This window comes from Neobacillus sp. 19 (genome assembly GCF_049463095.1).
Lineage (GTDB): Bacteria > Bacillota > Bacilli > Bacillales > Cytobacillaceae > Neobacillus.
This window is the reverse complement of the sequence record NZ_JBMPZU010000080.1, coordinates 19,270-36,648: the sequence shown is the minus strand read 5'-3', so window position 1 is coordinate 36,648 and position 17,379 is coordinate 19,270. Positions and strand designations below refer to the sequence as shown.

The following is a 17,379-nucleotide window of genomic DNA, read 5'->3' as shown; positions in this document are numbered from 1 at the left end:
TAAGTCTATTCGGGTGCCTTATGTAATTTTTAAGTATTTTTTTCAAATTTGCTTTTTCAAGCCCCTGCGGGGTAGTTTTTTATGCCATTGTTGGATTAACCCAAGTCCAGTTTGCCATCTTCTTTAAATTCATGGCAGCGAAAATTAAGTCGTCGCCTGCGTAGACAATTTTTAGGTCCTTAAAGTTGTCCATCGCATCCCATGCTTCTCTTTCGCATCTGCAAAAACACGTTCAATCGTTTCCTGCGTCGTGTGTAGATTATTTTATTTCGTCTGTATGCAGAAGGTGTTCAGCTTCCTCAAGGTACGCTTCCCAAACATGCCGTTGAATTAGCTTTTGATGGTTTTTACTTTGCGTACATTGGGATAAAAACGGGCATTCTTTACACTGAACCGGATTTGAAAAATACTGCCGGTATCCTTCCTTCGTTGTCGTGCTATATTTCAACTCCTGTCCTCCCGGACAAAGGTAGCAATCATAGTGTTCATCATAAACAAAATCATTCTTTTTCAAATAACCTTCTTTTGGTACGAGGGGCATGTGTGTAAGGTAAAGCAGGACGAATCTCATTTCCAATTAAGTATTGAGCAATAGCAGGTGTTTTGTATCCAGCGTCAGCAGCAACAGCAACAGGTTTCCCTGAGTTTCCTATGACTTTTTCAAGAAGAGGCTCCAACATTGTACTATCATGAACATTACCAGGGGTGACAATTGCGCCTAAGCAGAGAGCCATTTTTATCAGCAGCCGCATGAAAAGAATAGGCAAACTGCTTCGTCCGTTCGTCCTTCACGTAATACCCACTTTCTGGGTCCGTGGTACTTTCCTTGATCTCCTTCGTTTCTTCCTTTTCAAATTTGTCAGGTGGGAAAGGCTTTTTCCCATGTTCTTCACGATCACAATTGATTTCTTGTTGGAGACGTTCTTGATACGCTTTCGTTTCCTTACGAACTACCTTTTTCTCAAATTTACGCTTATTGGCACTTGCCTTCACGTGCGTAGAATCAATAAAAACATGTTCGCTACTTACCAATTTCTTTTCGGCTGCCTGCTTTAGAATTCTGTAAAATATCTGTTCAAATAAGTCTGTATCCTTAAAACGGCGTTCATAGTTTTTACCGAAAGTAGAGAAGTGAGGCACCTTATCATGGAATCCATACCCAAGAAACCAACGATAAGCTAGGTTCGTTTCAATTTCTTCTATCGTTTTTCGCATCGAGCGAATACCGAACATATATTGAATAAATGCCATCTTAATTAATACAACAGGATCGATACTTGGACGTCCTCGTTCAGCAGAGTACATCTCTTGAACAAGAGGATAAATAAATGAAAAATCTATAGCAGCTTCCACTTTTCGGACCAAATGGTTCTCCGGAACTAACTGTTCAAGGGTTATCATTTCTAATTGATCCCGATTCATCTGAGTATTTTTCGTTAGCATTTTCTTCATCACCTTACAAAATTAGTAGTATCTTCATTATACAAAAAAACTGTAGGCAAATCCCCCAAAAATGGGGGATTTGTCTACAGTCTGAGGCAGGTGGTTATAGAACCACCTGCCTTTCCTTTTTTATGCTAATTATCTAATTCAATAGTGGTTGATTTCTGCTTCCTAGGTCTGTGGTCGTAGTTAATATTACATCAACTGCCCGATGGTGATGTTGAAATGGAAAACTTATAATAAATAGGTAGTATTATCCAATAAGCAAGATTGCGAAGATAACAGGGGAATGGAAGAAAAGGTTACATATAAACGGAGGGGAAGAGTGTAATGAAATCGTGGATCAAATTTTCACTAAAGAATGCAGGGGTTATTTTTATTGCTATGTTAATGGTGGTGGCCGGGGGGATCTATTCAGTCAAGACGATGAAAATGGAATCGATGCCTAATGTCGACATCCCGTATATTGTCGTCCAGGTTCCATATATTGGAGCTACTCCTGACCAAGGACTAGAGGATATTGGCAAACCATTAGAAGCCACTTTGTCGGGAATCAAGAAACTAGATAATTTATATGTTGAAGCACACAGTAATGTCGTCGTTGGCATTCTTGAATTTGACATGAGCAAGGATATGGATGAAGCGGAAAAGGATGTGACAACGGCTGTCGCTTCCATGAAGCTGCCTGCAGGGGCAGAAAAACCGGAAATTCTTAAGGACGGTCCTTCTGCGATGCCCGTATTTTCGTTTGCCCTTTCGTCTGAAACAGCCAATCAATCGGATCTGACTCAGTTTATCAATGAGCGGATCAAGCCGGCATTGACAGGAATCGATGGAGCCGGAAACATTGATATTTCTGGCGAGACTGAAAAGGAAGTGGCCATCAAACTCGATCCTGAAAAAATGAAGCAGCGTGGAATTACGTATGAAGCTGTTAAGCAAACTTTCTTAGCTCACAACTTTTCATTCCCGGCGGGGCAGGTAAATGTGGAAGATAAAACCTTCAATGTGCAAGCCGATTTCAAGCTGGGGACCGTTGAGGATGTGAAAAAGATTCAAATCTTGGCTCAAGGACCTGCCGGAATCGAACAGGTGAGCTTGACGGATATCGCTGCCATTTCCTATAGCAACAAAAAAGAAACGGTTTATACAAGACTGAATGAAAAGCCGGCCGTTCTGGTCGAAATGTTAGCGCAGCCAGGCTCTAATACAGTGGAAGTGGTGGAGCAGGCAAAGGAAAAACTGGATGCATTAGATCTTCCGGCCGGATACAAATTAACGAAATTATATGATACATCAAAAGAAGTGAAAACATCTGTTGATGGGATGCTGCGTGAAGTACTGCTTGGCACATTGTTTGCCGTGATCGTCACGTTCTTATTCCTTCGTAATATAAGAGCAACGATTGTCGCCGTTCTTTCCATCCCTTTATCGATCTTAGCCTCGATGATTACATTGAAATATTTTGGCTATAGCTTAAACATGATGACCCTTGCTGGTATTGCGGTCGCCGTCGGACGGGTCATTGATGATTCGATTGTTGTGATTGAAAATGTCTACCGCCGCACCTTAGCAAGCCCTACACGTGATGAGAGACTGGTGCTTACGGCCGCCAAGGAAGTAGGAGGGGCGATTACCTCTTCCACACTAACAACCATTGCCGTCTTCGGACCGCTCTCTTTTGTTCCTGGGATTATTGGCCGCTTTTTTGCACCGTTTGGCATCACGGTCATCGTGGCACTTGCGTTTTCATTAATCGTAGCGTTAACCGTTGTGCCGCTATTGGCCAAATTATTTTTACTGCAAATCAAACACCAAGAGGTGAAAGAAACATTTTTTGAAAAAGCGTATAGACATGTATTGTCATGGGTTTTAACTAAACGGGCGGTCACGATTGTGTTAGCGGTTATCCTGTTTGCCGGTTCACTGGCATTAATTCCAAGGATTCCGCAGAACTTTTTACCGCAGGAAAAAGCTGTTTCCTACCGTTTAACAGCTGATTTACCAGCAGGAACTTCTTTAGAAAAAGCAAACGAGATGGCTATTAAAGTAGAAGATATTTTGAAAAATGAAAAGGATATTCAACATACGCAAACGATTGTGAATGGGGAACATATCCGTTTTTCAATCGATTTAAAGGATGGCGTCACGAAAGAGCAAACAAGTGATTTTGAAAAAAGTGTTCGAGCAAAAATAGAAAAATTGGACGATACCATGCAGGTAGCCCTTTCTCCTGTTGGGATTGTCGGAACATCTGGTTTAGCGTTAATGGTCGAAGGCGGGAATGCTAAAGATTTAGAGACCGCTGGAAAAATGATCACCGATAAAATTAAAGACATTGATGGTTTAGAAAATGTTGAATCCAACCTCTCTGGGGTGAAGGAACAGCTCCAATTAAAAATTGATGAACAGCAGGCGGCGGAAAAAGGGCTAAGTCCGATTATGATTGCGGGCTTTGTGAGAGAGCTCCTGACCGGTAATCATGTTGCTGAGATGCAAGTAGAAGGAAAAACAACGAGTGTCAATTTGTCATTGAATAGCCCTTCCGTGAACACAATCAATGATATTATGAGTCAACAAATGACCAATCCGATGGGGCAGGAAGTAACCCTTTCAGAAGTGGCAACGCTGACGAAAACGCCGAGTCCTTCCGCGTTGTATCGTTTAAATCAGCAGCCCTATGTACAGATTTCAGGGAGAATCACGACCGATAATTCTTCCGGCGTGCAGGCAGAGGTCGATAAACGACTGAAAACGTTAGATTTACCGAAAGGGATCACCTATCATTCGGAAGGTCAAGCGCAAGCGATGAATGAAGGTTTTACCAATATGATGCTGGCGATGGCGGTTGCGGTTGTCCTTGTGTTCATTGTGATGCTGATTGCCTTTGGGAACATGTTAATGCCAGTCGCCATCCTATCTTCGCTGCCATTCTTATTTTCCGGTGGCTTACTCGGATTATATCTGACAAATCAAGCCCTTGGGATGCCGGCTTTAGTCGGGTTTCTGATGTTAATCGGTATTGTTGTCACGAATGCAATCGTCTTGATGGAGCGAGTGAAGCAGAACGAGAAGAAGGGCCTGGCGGTCGGTGCCGCGTTACTTGAAGCTGGAAAAACCCGTCTTCGCCCGATTCTTATGACGGCTCTCGCAACCATCGGCGCCTTATTACCATTAGCCCTCTCAAGTGAAGGCGGGTTAATTTCACGATCGTTAGCCATTGTTGTCATTTCAGGGTTACTGACATCCACGCTCCTAACCTTGGTGATCGTCCCAACAACCTATCACGTATTGCAATCGGTAAAAAGGCGATTGACGAAGAAGACTGCTGATAAGGTAACGGAAAAAGAGTCTGCTTGAGCGGGAGTGATGTTGGTGTCACCCCCACATAAAACGTCCGAAAAGGATTGAAAAAACAGCGTATAACCCCTGGCCTGGCTATGGGGATACGCTGTTTTTTTGTTGATTATTTCCCTAACTCTAATTGCGCTTTTAATTCGGACTGAATTCTTTGTTTTTCTTCCGGAGATACGATGCCATAATAGATTTTATTAATTTTCGTTCCGGTTTCCTTTATTTCCATTTGTGTTATATTTTTGCCGGCTTGCTTATAATTTTTTTGAATTGCGACCATTTGATCAAAGGTCAGGTTCGTTTTCACATTTTTTCCAAGCGCTGAGAAGATATCGGAATAATTCGTTAAGGTAGAGAGGCTGGTTCCTTCCTTGATCACAGCCTGAATGATTTGGCGCTGCCTTGTTTGCCGGCCAAAGTCACCCCGTGGATCCTCGTATCTCATTCGAGAGTAACTGAGGGCTTTTTCCCCATTAAGAGTCAGTTCGCCCTTTGGAAAATGGAATCCGCCGGAGGTAAAGTCTAAATCATTTTGAACGGTCACCCCGCCAACCGCATCGACAATATCTTTAAAGCCTTCCATATTGATCTGGATATAGTAGTCAATCGGGATATCCAGGAAATTTTCGATCGTATTCATGGCCATTGGAACGCCGCCAAAAGCATAGGCGTGGTTAATTTTATCCTCTGTTCCTTTTCCGACAATCTCCGTACGGGTATCCCGGGGAATGCTTAGCATCTTCACCGATTCTTTTTTTGGATTTACGGCTAACACGATGATCGAGTCAGAACGGCCACGGTCGCCTTTACGTTCATCGACACCGAGCATTAATACGGTAAAGGGTTCTCCTTTCCCAAAGGAAACTTGCTTCTGACGCTTTTCCGATAGTTGTCTATCCAGTGGCTGATGCATGGTCTCAACCGCACTTTTTAACGAATGATAAACCATGTAACTATAGATTCCACCGGCAACCAGCAAGACCAGCAGGACAATTCCAGTTACCTTTACCCATTTTCTTTTCTTTTGATGTTTTGCCATATGTAGAAATCCTCCGTCATTTTCCGAGTGAAAAATAAATTATGTGAAGAGGTCTATCTTTTTTTAAACAAACAGTTGTTTAGTATATAGCATAGCATACTGGAAGCTTTTTATTAAATCTTGAACCATGGAGACGGTTATGCTGACTTTTTTAGACAAGGAAAAGTGAATGAAAAAAAACTGCGAACCAGCCCCGTGGACTATTTTCATAATAAAATAACGGCCCTGCAAGGGTTAGACGTTCCTTTGGTCGAATATACATGTAAGGTTATGATTCTATTAAACAGCTAAATCGCGGCCTAATTATTAGGGCGATATATCGTATCGAGAGGTGGAAATGATTGAAGGCAGATGCTGTTTTTGAAGGTGGCGGGGTCAGGGGAATTGCCTTTATTGGAGCGGTTCAAGCCATGGAAGAGGAAGATGTAGAATGGCAAAGACTGGCTGGAACGTCTGCGGGTGCCGTCATTGCTGCTCTTCTGGCAAGCGGCTATAAAAGCGATGAAATTAGAAACCGGATGAGCGAGATCGATTTCTTGAAGCTTCGGGGTAAGACGCTCCTGAATCGAATTCCCCTTGTCGGAACCCTTCTAGAACTTATGATTCATCTTGGAATGTATAAGAATGATTATTTAGAGACATGGATTGATTCACTTCTTGCAAAGAAGGGCATTAAGACGTTTGCTGATCTTCCCGATGGAAAGTTGAAGATTATTGCTTCGGATGTGTCGAATGGCCGAATGCTTATTTTTCCAGATGATTTAGAACACTACGGAATGACACCTGCTGATGTAAAAATTTCGACCGCCGTTATGATGAGTGCCTCATTGCCATTTTTCTTCCGTCCGGTTATCTGGAAATCAAATGATCGAAACAAATCCTATATTTTAGACGGAGGATTACTTAGTAACTTTCCTATCTGGATATTTGATACAGACAATCCTCGTTTTCCAACCTTTGGCTTCCATTTTGTAAAAGAGGAAGTGAACATTGATCCGGTGATCCCAACACCGCTCCATCTTGTCAAAAATATTATTAAAACGATGCTTCAAGCCCATGATTTACGGCATATGAACAAAGATACGATTGAACGTACGATTCAAATTCCGACTGGCGACATCAATGCCACTGATTTTGTACTAAACGAGGAGGAAACCGATTTTCTCTATCAATCAGGCTATACTTCGGCAAAAGAATTTTTGTCGAACTGGGATTTTGAACAATATAAACAAAGACGTATGCAAAGAGGCAAGAAAAAAAGGTACAAGAATGAAACAAGGTGAGGAAAAGAGGGGAAAGGTACCTCGGGTAACATGGAAGCAAGGGTCAGTCCCGCTCCTTCCGCCAAGGGACCCCTTTTTTACTTTTCGTTCATAATTCTGTCAAAGCTTTGTTACTAAATTGTGAATAACATCACAATCACCTTTTCTAACTTGGGAAAGATGATAATATATAAGTGTAGTAAGAAATAAACAATTTCTTGTAAAGAGTTATGTGAAACAGTGAGCAAACTCGAATTTATATTTATCTAATCCAGAGGGAGATGGAGTAGGATGTTAAATCTTTTAAGAAGAAATAATATTGTTGCAGGAGTCTTAGCTATCATTCGAATTTATTTAGGATATCAATTTTTACATGCAGGTTATGGAAAAATAACCAGCGGCGGTTTTGATGCAAGTGGGTTCTTAAAAGGGGCGATTGCTTCTAGCACGGGAGATCACCCAGCGGTTCAAGGCTGGTGGGCAGCATTTCTAGAGCAGGTGGCATTGCCAAACGCTGACCTGTTTTCTTTCTTAGTGCAATGGGGTGAAGTCCTAGTTGGTATTGCGTTAATCCTTGGTCTTCTTACAAACTTTGCCACCTTAATGGGCTTGGTGATGAATTTCTCTTTCCTATTCAGCGGCACAGTTAGCACAAATGGACAAATGATTCTTTTAGCATTCTTTGTACTTGTTGCAGGAGCAAATGCTGGCAAATTCGGTTTAGATCGATATGCGATGCCTATTGTACGCAAATTCATGGGAACGAAACGTTACGATAAAAAAGATACAGTACATGCTTAATAGTGAGAATGGTGCAGGTCAGACCTACAGCTTTAAAGTGCGAAAGTACTTTATAGCGGCAGGGGCTGACCTTTTTTTTGATGGACCCGATTTTTAATCCCACCAAAAATACCAAGTTGGGGAGTTGAATAGTGTTCCTGCAAGTGAATTAACTGTTCCGACTCCTTGCCAAACGATGTCACCACAAAATCCAAATTGTTCCCAAGCGAGTAATTCTGATTCTTCTTGTGTTTGTGGAGGGCTTTCAATAAAAAATTCCCAGACATCTGGGGTTACTAAAGCAGGAATTGCCCGATATTTTTCATACCAGTGTTTGAATACCGCCACTTGCTCCTCCGGCAGAGGACATTCATTAAACCCGCCCATCGGAATCCAAGCAGCTACTTCCCATGGATTGTTTGTTGGAATTTTTGCGATTATTATTTTCTTATTTATTTCATCCTCAATTGATAGAAAATGGTGTATGGGTTCCTCTACAGAAAACTCACCGGTAATATCGTCGTCTTCCTCTAGGGGCATTACCTCATCAAGCCGTCTCTTTAACAATTCTTTTACATTAATATTTTTCGCTTTTTCAATGATTGTTTCTCGATCTTCGTTCAAGTATTCTTCCGCCTTGGAATCTACGATGTCTACCATCATTTCTGAAGGGATAATGATAAGTGGTGTATATCCCTCTTTTTTCCCCTCTATGAGGGCTTGATGATACCTTGTCATGACGCTTTTCACATCATTTTCCTCAATAATCCAACAATCGCACCCCAATTGAGCAATTATGTCCCCAATATAATCATTCTCTTCTTTTCGTTTCTTGAATTTATCAAATATAGTCACGGTTCACATCTCCTAAAGACTTGGTAAATGGAAATAGATTAGCTAATTATAAATTCAATAAAATTTAATAAATTCCTTCCATTTCAGGGTAGAACCCGTCTACTTTGATGTTTAAGAGAAAATCGAGCCACAAAGTAGAAGTAGAACCCGTCTACTTTGATGTTTAAGAGAAAATCGAGCCACAACGTCGAAGTAGAACTCGTCTACTTCGAAGTTTGAGAGAAAATCGAGCCACAAAGTAGAAGTAGAACCCGTCTACTTTGATGTTTAAGTGAAAATCGAGCCACAAAGTAGAAGTAGAACCCGTCTACTTCGATGTTTAAGAGAAAAGTGAGCCACAAAGTAGAGGTAGAAGCGGTCTACGTAGGGGATTACCCGGAATTTTCAAAGAAAGTTGTAAGGAACTGTTCATTATTATTTTATAAAAGATATAGTATAATCGAATTATGGCACTTTTCGCAATTTTTTGTAGAAAAAGAGAATAATAGTATTTGATAAGCGTATTTGTACCTCTTGTTTTTCTAAAATATCCACTAGCTAATGGGGGTAGTCCTATGCGAAAAAAATATTTCCTGTTCCTGTTCGTTCTTTTCATTCTAAGCGGTTGTGGTGTAATTGGAGATCAATCTTCAAAGTATGAGATTGTTTATAATGGTGAGGTACATAATCAAAAGAAGGCAGTTGAAACAAGGGGACCAAGACCAGGTGGACCGTACACGATTGCGCTTGTCACTAAAATTGAGGGGGCCCCTTACTTCAATGCTGCGAAAATGGGTGCGCTGGAAGCTGGGGAAGATTTGGGGGTAAATGTTCTATTTAAAGGGCCTTCGACATCCAGCTGGGAAGAGCAGGAACAAATCATAGAGGAATTGATTGAACAAAAAGTTGATTGCATTGCGGTTGCTGCCAACGATCCCGAAAAATTAGGTACCGTATTGCAAAGGGCAAAAGATAATGGAATAAAAGTAATCACGTGGGATGCGGATACGAATCCGGAGTACCGAAGTTTCTATATTAATATGGTTGATCCGGAAATATATGGGCGGCATCTTTTGGATTTGCTTGCATCGGAAGTTAATGAGCAGGGAAGCTATGCGATTACGACGGGTTCGCCTACGGCAGCCAACTTAAATGATTGGATTAAGTGGATTAAAGTCCATAATGCAGAATATTATCCGAATATGAAGCTGGTTGAAATTGTACCCACAAATGAAGATAAAAACAAATCTTATTTGGCAGCAAAAAGTTTAATAGAAAAGCACCCGGATCTAAAAGGGATCATTGGCGTATCGACCCTCAATCCGCCAGGGGCTGCCTATGCTGTAAAAGATGCCGGTAAGGCAGGTAAAATAAAAGTGGTAGGGGTATCAACCCCCCAATTAATGAAAACTGCCTTAAAGGATGGATCTGCCCAAACAGCCACACTATGGAGTCCGCAGAAATTAGGGTATTTAACGGTCAGGCTGGCTAAAAATTTGCTGAACGGGGAAATGCCGCATAGCGGGCAAAGAATTCAAAAAATTGGCGTCATTGAGTTTGACAACGATGTCGTAATCATGGACCAGCCAATTGATTTTACAAAGGAAAATGTTGATCAGTATGATTTTTAAACATAGTAAACAACTAAAAATAAATAATTTAAGATTATCTACCAAATTGATTATTACGTATGTTTTGCTCACAGTTATTCCGATGGCAGTATTAGGAGCTGTCATGTATAACCAATATTCCAAGTCTATAGAGGCACAGGCCGGAGAATATATTCCACAGTTGGTAAATCAAGCTAATAATAATATAGAAAATGAGATTGGGAAAATTGAAAGCTTATCTGAACTTCTCTATAGCTCTGGGGAAGTGATGGAAGTGCTCAGGAATAATCGTGACCAAAATCAATCGGCTCTTAGGCAGGGACAGTATACAGTTCAAAGTTATTTGACGAACATTTATCTCAATTCCAATAATCCTGATATTTTGGGCGCTTTTTTAGTATCAAAGGATCGGTTGTTTGCCAGCACCCGAACCTCCTATAAGGGATTCAGCTTTAAAGACCGTTCGTATGAATTCCAAAAGGATACGCCGCAAACGGGAGGTATGGTGTTACTGCTGCCATCTCAACTAAATTTAACATTTAAAAACAATCCATCTTACTTTTTACTGGCTAAACAAATAACAGACTTTGATAATAGAAAGAATTTAGGCACCTTATATGTAGCTGTTAATGTGTCTTTTTTTGAAAAATTTCTGAAGGACTTGCAAAGGAAAGATACTACGACAATGTGGCTCATGGATTCGCAAGGGGACATCATTTATCACACAAATCATCAGGAAATCGGCAAAAAAATGGAAGCCATACATGACTATCCAATATTGAATGGCAGCTTCCGTATGAATAACAATGGTGAGAAAACCCTGATTAGTTTAGGGGAAGCAAAGGAATTTCCTTGGATACTCGTCCACAGTATTCCATTGAAAAATTTAACCGAGCAAACGGGCAGTGTTCGGAATGTCACCGTGTTGCTCGTTATTGTCGTTATTTGTATCACAACACTCATTTCTATTTTCTTAGCCTGGACCGTAACTAGACCTATTAAACAATTAAGTCGCATCATGAAAGATGTGGAAACAGGTAATTTTACCGTTGAAGTTCCGATTCATGCAGGGGATGAGGTAGGAATGCTTGCCACAAGTTTTCGTACGATGCTGACAAAAATAAGAGAGTTGATTCAAAAAAACTATCTGATTGAGATCCGCCAAAAAAATGCTGAACTATATGCACTGCAATCTCAGATTAATCCCCACTTTATGTACAACACATTAGAGACAATTGGGATGGCAGTAGAAGATGGCGAGCGGGATCAGGTCGTCCGAATGATTACTATTCTTGGAAGAATGATGAGGTTTTCGATTAGCAATAAAGACAGCCTCGTTCCTATTTCTAGTGAAGTTCAGCATATTCAAGATTACTTGACCATCCAAAAGTTCAGGTTTGAGGACCGGTTATCCTTCCAAATTCGTGAGGATGTCGATAGCAGCACGTACTATACCCCGAAATTTTTACTGCAGCCAATCATTGAAAATGCCATCAAATATGGTTTAGAGAAAAGAAAGGAAATCGTTATAGAGATTGATGTGGTGGAAGAACAAATGGCAGACGGATCGGCAGCTATTCTTTTTATTATTAGAGATAATGGACCCGGAATTGAGGAGAATACATTGGTCAAATTAAGAAACTGGCTGTCGTCTGATCCAATGAAAAGCAGGGATTCCGGATTTGGGATTATAAATGTATATGCCAGGATTGCGATGATGTTTGGAGAAACCTTCGGATTGCAGCTTACTAGTGAAGTGGACAAGGGAACGGAAGTTGTACTAAGAATTCCTAAAACTATTGAACCGTAATATACGCTAATTTCGCAAGGGGGAGCGCGCAGGTGAGAGGAATTAAAACTGTTATTGTAGATGATGAGCCAAGAATTAGGAAGGGGATTGAAAGGCTGGTTCTCTCAAATGGGGAAGAGTGGGAAGTGATCGGTGTATTTTCGGACGGGCAGGAAGCGTATGAAGCGATTGTGAATCAATTTGAAGCGATTGATTTATTAATCACGGATGTTCAAATGCCGATTATGGATGGTATCACATTGATCAAAAAATTAAACGGCGAGTCACATGATTTTTTTACCATGTTTATCAGCGGCTATGATGACTTTAAGTATTTACAAGAAGCCATCCGTGAAGGGGCAGTTGATTACATTTTAAAACCAATTGATCGAGGGAAATTTCAATTGCAATTAGATGAAGTGAAGGAAAAAATCAGGAATAAACAAAAAGAAGATGAAAGACGGAAAGAGATCGAAGAAAGGGCATTGCAGCTAACATATGCCAAACAAATTCACCATTTAAGTGAATTAACATGGAATGATGAGACAGACTTCTCGTTAATGGACTGGACGTTCCAGTTTCCAAAAGGTCATTACCAATTAATGCATATCGATATTGATCAAATGTTGGAAAAAGTAAAAGGGGTTTCGCCTTCAGCGGTGAGGGAGTTGCATCTTGCCGTTGAAAAGATGATGAACGAGCTGCTGGAGGATCGACTGGGTTATCCAGAGGTAAAACATTGGATTTGGAAAAAAGGGAATGTAAGTTTTTGGTTATTGCTGTTACATGATGAACCGGAGGGAGACGGTTCTCCTTTCTCCTATTTAGTGGAAGAGTATCTATTGAAGTTAAAAAAGGCGATTCAACGGGACTTTCCATTTACCGTGTCCATCGCATACGGAAATGAATTTGAGGACCTGTCCCTTTTGCCCGCGATGAGGGACCAATTGCTGTCATTAATGCAATTTCGCATCATTGAAGGCGGAAATAAAATCTTTCACCAAAGCACCTTGAACCAGCTTTCAAACGAAAAAACGTTAATGATGCCATCCTCCGTGTACAAATATACAGAACAGACCGTTCATGCTGTCCGTGAAAAAAACGAACGGGAAGTGATAAAGGCTATAAGCGGCTTTTTCCATGAATTGGAGACGTTGAAATCGCCGCTATTAATTCAGGAATCGATCCGATATTTATGTATTCGAATTATTAAATGCTGGATGGAAAACGATGGATTCGGAGAAGAGATTAATTTACTGATGAAGGCGATTCACTTCACAAAAAAGGCAGCTAATTTAACGCAAATAAAAGAAGGGATCAAGGATTGGGTGACAAGCCTCGTGAATAAGCTGCAAGAAATGGACTCTAGTCATTCCGACCCGATTTCTAAGGCAAAGGAATGGATCCATCAAAATCTTAGTGAAAGTATTACAATCAAAAAAGTGGCGGATCAGGTGTATTTAAACCCAACCTATTTATGCGAGTACTTTAAGACCCAGACTGGTGAAACGGTATTGAATTATGTCACGCAAACCCGATTAAAAAAGGCGATGGAACTGCTCGAAAAAACGGATCTGAAAATTTATGATGTGTCTGTCCGGGTTGGCTATCAAGATACGAAATATTTCAGCAAGCTGTTTAAACAGTGGACAAGTCAGTCTCCGTCACAATATCGGGAGAAGTACCACAACCTATCTGTATAAATAATCATTTCAATAAGATTCCCGACTAATGGGAGTCTTTTTTTGTTCGCCACTTTTTCTGAACCTTCCGAATATTACCCCCCCAATCTGAATATCACCTCCTAGGAACAAGGACATATTCCATCTATAATTTGAATCAATAAAACTTTCGTTCCATGGGATGAAAACGCTAACAGACAATGAAAGTTGTATGTCACTAAGGGGGCTTCTGATATGTTTCAATCCAATTTAAAGGCAATAACAGTAGAATTATCTGAGGTATTTGACAAACTAGATGAAGAAAAAGCGACTGAGGTTGTTGAACTTATCCAGAACGCTCCCCGTATTTTTGCAGCCGGTGCAGGCCGATCCGGGTTAGTGATGAAAGCGTTCTCTATGAGGCTGATGCACATGGGCTTTGAAGTTCATGTGATTGGAGACGTTACCACTCCTAATGCAAGATCTGGTGACTTATTCATTTTAGGTACTGGATCCGGAGAAACCGGAAGTTTAATCACCTATGCTAATAAAGCAAAGAAATTAGGATTGAATATCATTACGCTAACTAGTTTCGTAGATTCTACTTTAGGTAATTTGGCAGATATCACTCTGCAAATACCGGCTCCAACCCCAAAGTCTGATAAAACGAGCGACATTACATCTATTCAACCAATGGGTGCCCTATTCGAACAATCGTTATTGATTTGTTTGGATGGACTTATTATGGAACTTATGGCTGTAAAAACAAAAGATGCCCATCAAATGTTTCAAAATCATGCCAATCTTGAGTGAGGCCTTATGGGCAGTTGCGATGAAAGACATCGCAGCTGAAATTATATAAAAATAAAAGCAGGAGGGGTTCAAATGAAAAAGTTTTTGTCAATCATTCTAATGGTGGTCATGATGTTCGCCATGGCAGCATGTTCCAATGAAGAAACAAGCGGAACAGGAAAAGGTTCAACAGCAAGTGGGAATGGAGATCTATTAGATCCAGCTAACTACAAATCAGATAAAGACAAATCCGAATGGACCATTGGTGTTGTGACAAAAGACAACACTGCAGCATGGTTTAAACGAATGAAGGTTGGCGTAGATAAGTACGGGAAGGATATGAATATTAAGGTCATTCAAAAAGGGCCTGCTAATGCGGATGCTGCTTCCCAAGTACAAGTCATTGATGACCTGATTGCCCAAGGTGTAGATGCCCTTGCCGTTGTACCGATTGATCCAGGTGCCATTGAAGCCTCTTTAGAAAATGCTTTATCAAAGGGGATCGTTGTTGTTACACATGAAGCTTCTAACCAAAAGAATACACTATTCGATGTTGAGGCATTTACATCCGAAGATTTTGGTGCAAAGATTATGGACTCCCTTGCAGAAGCGATGGGTAAGAAAGGGAAATATGCCGTAATGGTAGGTTATACAACAAGTACCACACATATGGAGTATGCAAACGCTCAAAAAGCCCGTCAAGAAGAAGCCTATAAGGACATGGAACTGATTAATAAGGGTGAAGTTCCAAGTGCGGAATCAGAGGAAAGTGTCGATGTAGCGTATGAAAAAGCAAAACAAATCTTAAAAGCGAACCCTGATTTGAAAGGCTTTACAGGAGTAGCATCGACTGACAGTCCAGGGATCGCGAATGCGGTCGAGGAGTTAGGTTTATCCGGAAAAGTTAGCATTGTCGGTGTAGGAACACCTAATGAATTCTCTAATTATGTAAAGGCCGGCACGATTAATAAACTATTACTATGGGATCCGGCAGATGCTGGTTATGCAATGGTTTCCGTTGCTGCCAAGATTTTGGCAGGTGAAGAAGTTGCAGAAGGCGCGGATCTAGGTGTGAAAGGGTATGAAAGTGTAAAAATCGTGAAAGGCGCGAATAACACCCTTATTGGAAATGCACCACTCGAAATTACGAAAGAAAATATTGATCAATACGATTTCTAAAAAAACAGGCCATGAAACAATGTAAATAATGAGCTATAAAGAAGTGCCGTACCCTTTGTTATTTATTTTAAGCAGGTGGATACGGTATTTCTTTATAGAAAAAGTTGCTTCTAGACATTCTACGCTTAAGGAGGGGTAATATGGCAGAAAATATCATTTCTTTAAAAGGCATTCAAAAATCCTTTGGAGGAGTTCATGCTTTAAAAGGTGTTGACCTACATATAAAGAAAGGTGAAGTACACTGCCTAGCTGGAGAAAATGGCTGCGGTAAATCTACTATTATTAAAGTGATTTCAGGTGTTCACCAGCCAGATGCAGGTGAAATCGAAATAAATGGAAACGTATTTACCAATATGACCCCGGCTGAGGCCATCAAGCAGGGCATTCAAATTATTTATCAAGATTTCTCTGTATTTCCGAACCTTTCCGTTGTCGAAAACTTAGCTTTTAATCAGGTTTTAGCAAGGAAAAAGAAATTTGTGAATCGGAAAGAGTTTAGGCGGATTGCTGAGGAAGCGGTCAGTAAAATTAACTTTGACGTTGATTTAGATGCGTTAGTCGAAACCCTTCCGGTTGCTGACAAACAATTAATCGCCATCTCTAGAGCACTGCTGGATGATTCAAAACTCATTATTATGGACGAACCGACCACCGCCTTAACAAAGAAGGAAGTCAAACGATTGTTTGCAATCATCGACAGGCTCAAAAAAGAGGGAGTCACGATTCTCTTTGTTTCACACAAATTAGATGAGGTTTTTGAGATTTGTGACAGTGTAACGATTTTAAGAAGTGGTGAAAATGTGATCTCTTGTCCTGTTACTGAGATGGATGAAGAGAAATTTAGTTATCATATGACGGGCCGTCATTTTGATGGAGAGGGATTGAGTAAAAGTACTAGTTTGGGAGAAAGGGTACTGGAAGCGAAGAATCTTTCTTCCCAAGGTTTTGAGAATGTTAGTTTCCAATTACGGAAGGGTGAAATTCTAGGAATTACTGGACAGCTTGGTTCGGGAAGGACGGAATTAACATTGGCTTTATTTGGATTACAACGGCCATATGAAGGGGAGCTTTTAGTCGAAAATAAACTGGTAGATATCCCGAATCCATCCAAAGCCCAGGAGCTTGGGATTGCATTAGTTCCGGAAGATCGATTAACAGAAGGGCTTTTTTTACCACAATCCATCAAGCAAAATATTACCGTTACCAAATTAGAGAATCTATCAAATTCTCTTGGTGTAATTAATCGCCAAGCATTTAATGAAGAGTCAAAGAAAGGGGTAAAGGATCTTGGCGTCGCAACCAAAAATGATGAGTTTCCAGTCTCCACCTTATCAGGCGGAAACCAGCAGAAAGTGGTGTTAGCGCGCTGGATTGCTGTCGGCCCTAAAGTATTGATCTTGAATGGTCCCACGGTAGGCGTCGATATCGGGGCTAAGTATGACATACATAAATTGTTACGTAAATTAGCCAATGAAGGAATGGGAATTATCGTCGCATCTGATGATATATCTGAAATTCTTACGACGTGTGACCGCGTCATTGCGATGCAAAATGGAACCATAACAGGTGAAATTGCCGGTGAAGAATTAAATGCTGATGTACTATCTGCATATATTTAGTGAACAAGGGGTGTGAA

General features: G+C 40.7%; 12 protein-coding genes and 1 pseudogene. 10 read left to right on the top strand and 3 right to left on the bottom strand.

The genetic code is table 11. The features are described from left to right. Positions 1-79 precede the first annotated feature (79 nt). Positions 80-1,443, bottom strand: a pseudogene (locus tag ACO1D1_RS24055) (IS1182 family transposase). Positions 1,444-1,773: 330 nt separating this feature from the next. Between ACO1D1_RS24055 and ACO1D1_RS24050 the strand changes: the two are divergent. Beyond that, positions 1,774-4,803 carry an efflux RND transporter permease subunit gene (locus tag ACO1D1_RS24050; protein WP_423337411.1) on the top strand — a complete coding sequence of 1,010 codons (3,030 nt, stop codon included), beginning with the start codon at positions 1,774-1,776 and terminating at the stop codon, positions 4,801-4,803. Between the two features lie 106 nt (positions 4,804-4,909). On the opposite strand, the gene ACO1D1_RS24045 is transcribed toward ACO1D1_RS24050, so the two are convergent. After that, complete coding sequence (locus ACO1D1_RS24045; protein WP_149872012.1) at positions 4,910-5,836, bottom strand: LytR family transcriptional regulator; 927 nt, start codon at positions 5,834-5,836, stop codon at positions 4,910-4,912. 165 nt (positions 5,837-6,001) lie between these two features. Here ACO1D1_RS24045 and ACO1D1_RS24040 point away from each other — a divergent pair, with 165 nt between their 5' ends. The 3 genes from ACO1D1_RS24040 to ACO1D1_RS24030 all read left to right on the top strand — a co-directional run bounded on the left by ACO1D1_RS24040 (position 6,002) and on the right by ACO1D1_RS24030 (position 7,899). Further along, a complete protein-coding gene (locus tag ACO1D1_RS24040; protein WP_423337410.1) occupies positions 6,002-6,127 on the top strand; it encodes a hypothetical protein in 126 nt (41 codons plus the stop codon). A 50-nt stretch (positions 6,128-6,177) separates the two neighbouring features. After that, entirely contained in the window at positions 6,178-7,119 is a 942-nt protein-coding gene (locus tag ACO1D1_RS24035; RefSeq protein ID WP_149872011.1) for a patatin-like phospholipase family protein, read from the top strand. A gap of 270 nt (positions 7,120-7,389) precedes the next feature. Next, a complete protein-coding gene (locus ACO1D1_RS24030; protein WP_423337409.1) occupies positions 7,390-7,899 on the top strand; it encodes a DoxX family protein in 510 nt (169 codons plus the stop codon). 93 nt (positions 7,900-7,992) lie between these two features. Here ACO1D1_RS24030 and ACO1D1_RS24025 read toward each other — a convergent pair whose 3' ends face one another. Then, complete coding sequence (locus ACO1D1_RS24025; protein WP_223820825.1) at positions 7,993-8,733, bottom strand: DUF4253 domain-containing protein; 741 nt, start codon at positions 8,731-8,733, stop codon at positions 7,993-7,995. 554 nt (positions 8,734-9,287) lie between these two features. On the opposite strand from ACO1D1_RS24025, the gene ACO1D1_RS24020 reads away from it, so the two are divergent. From ACO1D1_RS24020 to ACO1D1_RS23995, 6 genes are all read left to right on the top strand, one after another. Then, on the top strand, positions 9,288-10,343 hold the full coding sequence (locus ACO1D1_RS24020) for an autoinducer 2 ABC transporter substrate-binding protein (RefSeq protein ID WP_149872009.1): 1,056 nt from the start codon (positions 9,288-9,290) through the stop codon (positions 10,341-10,343). After that, positions 10,333-12,132 (top strand): sensor histidine kinase, encoded by a 1,800-nt coding sequence (locus ACO1D1_RS24015; protein ID WP_190284734.1) that lies wholly within the window; start codon positions 10,333-10,335, stop codon positions 12,130-12,132. The genes ACO1D1_RS24020 and ACO1D1_RS24015 overlap by 11 nt, the downstream gene beginning before the upstream one ends. A 32-nt stretch (positions 12,133-12,164) precedes the next feature. Further along, positions 12,165-13,814: a response regulator gene (locus ACO1D1_RS24010; RefSeq protein WP_149872007.1), complete on the top strand. Its 1,650-nt coding sequence runs from the start codon at positions 12,165-12,167 to the stop codon at positions 13,812-13,814. A gap of 213 nt (positions 13,815-14,027) precedes the next feature. Beyond that, positions 14,028-14,585, top strand: a complete 558-nt coding sequence (gene hxlB, locus ACO1D1_RS24005) for a 6-phospho-3-hexuloisomerase (protein WP_149872006.1) — start codon at positions 14,028-14,030, stop codon at positions 14,583-14,585. Positions 14,586-14,657: 72 nt separating this feature from the next. Beyond that, on the top strand, positions 14,658-15,743 hold the full coding sequence (locus ACO1D1_RS24000; protein ID WP_223820824.1) for an autoinducer 2 ABC transporter substrate-binding protein: 1,086 nt from the start codon (positions 14,658-14,660) through the stop codon (positions 15,741-15,743). A 140-nt stretch (positions 15,744-15,883) separates the two neighbouring features. Continuing rightward, on the top strand, positions 15,884-17,362 hold the full coding sequence (locus tag ACO1D1_RS23995; protein ID WP_149872005.1) for a sugar ABC transporter ATP-binding protein: 1,479 nt from the start codon (positions 15,884-15,886) through the stop codon (positions 17,360-17,362). Positions 17,363-17,379: the final 17 nt, after the last annotated feature.

Bases quoted from the DNA above. Each gene is read 5' to 3' on its own strand.
- ACO1D1_RS24000 (WP_223820824.1), top strand. From the start codon at position 14,658: ATGAAAAAGTTTTTGTCAATCATTCTAATGGTGGTCATGATGTTCGCC.
- ACO1D1_RS24045 (WP_149872012.1), bottom strand. From the start codon at position 5,836: ATGGCAAAACATCAAAAGAAAAGAAAATGGGTAAAGGTAACTGGAATT.
- ACO1D1_RS24050 (WP_423337411.1), top strand. From the start codon at position 1,774: ATGAAATCGTGGATCAAATTTTCACTAAAGAATGCAGGGGTTATTTTT.
- ACO1D1_RS24020 (WP_149872009.1), top strand. From the start codon at position 9,288: ATGCGAAAAAAATATTTCCTGTTCCTGTTCGTTCTTTTCATTCTAAGC.
- ACO1D1_RS24015 (WP_190284734.1), top strand. From the start codon at position 10,333: ATGATTTTTAAACATAGTAAACAACTAAAAATAAATAATTTAAGATTA.
- ACO1D1_RS24030 (WP_423337409.1), top strand. From the start codon at position 7,390: ATGTTAAATCTTTTAAGAAGAAATAATATTGTTGCAGGAGTCTTAGCT.
- hxlB (WP_149872006.1), top strand. From the start codon at position 14,028: ATGTTTCAATCCAATTTAAAGGCAATAACAGTAGAATTATCTGAGGTA.
- ACO1D1_RS23995 (WP_149872005.1), top strand. From the start codon at position 15,884: ATGGCAGAAAATATCATTTCTTTAAAAGGCATTCAAAAATCCTTTGGA.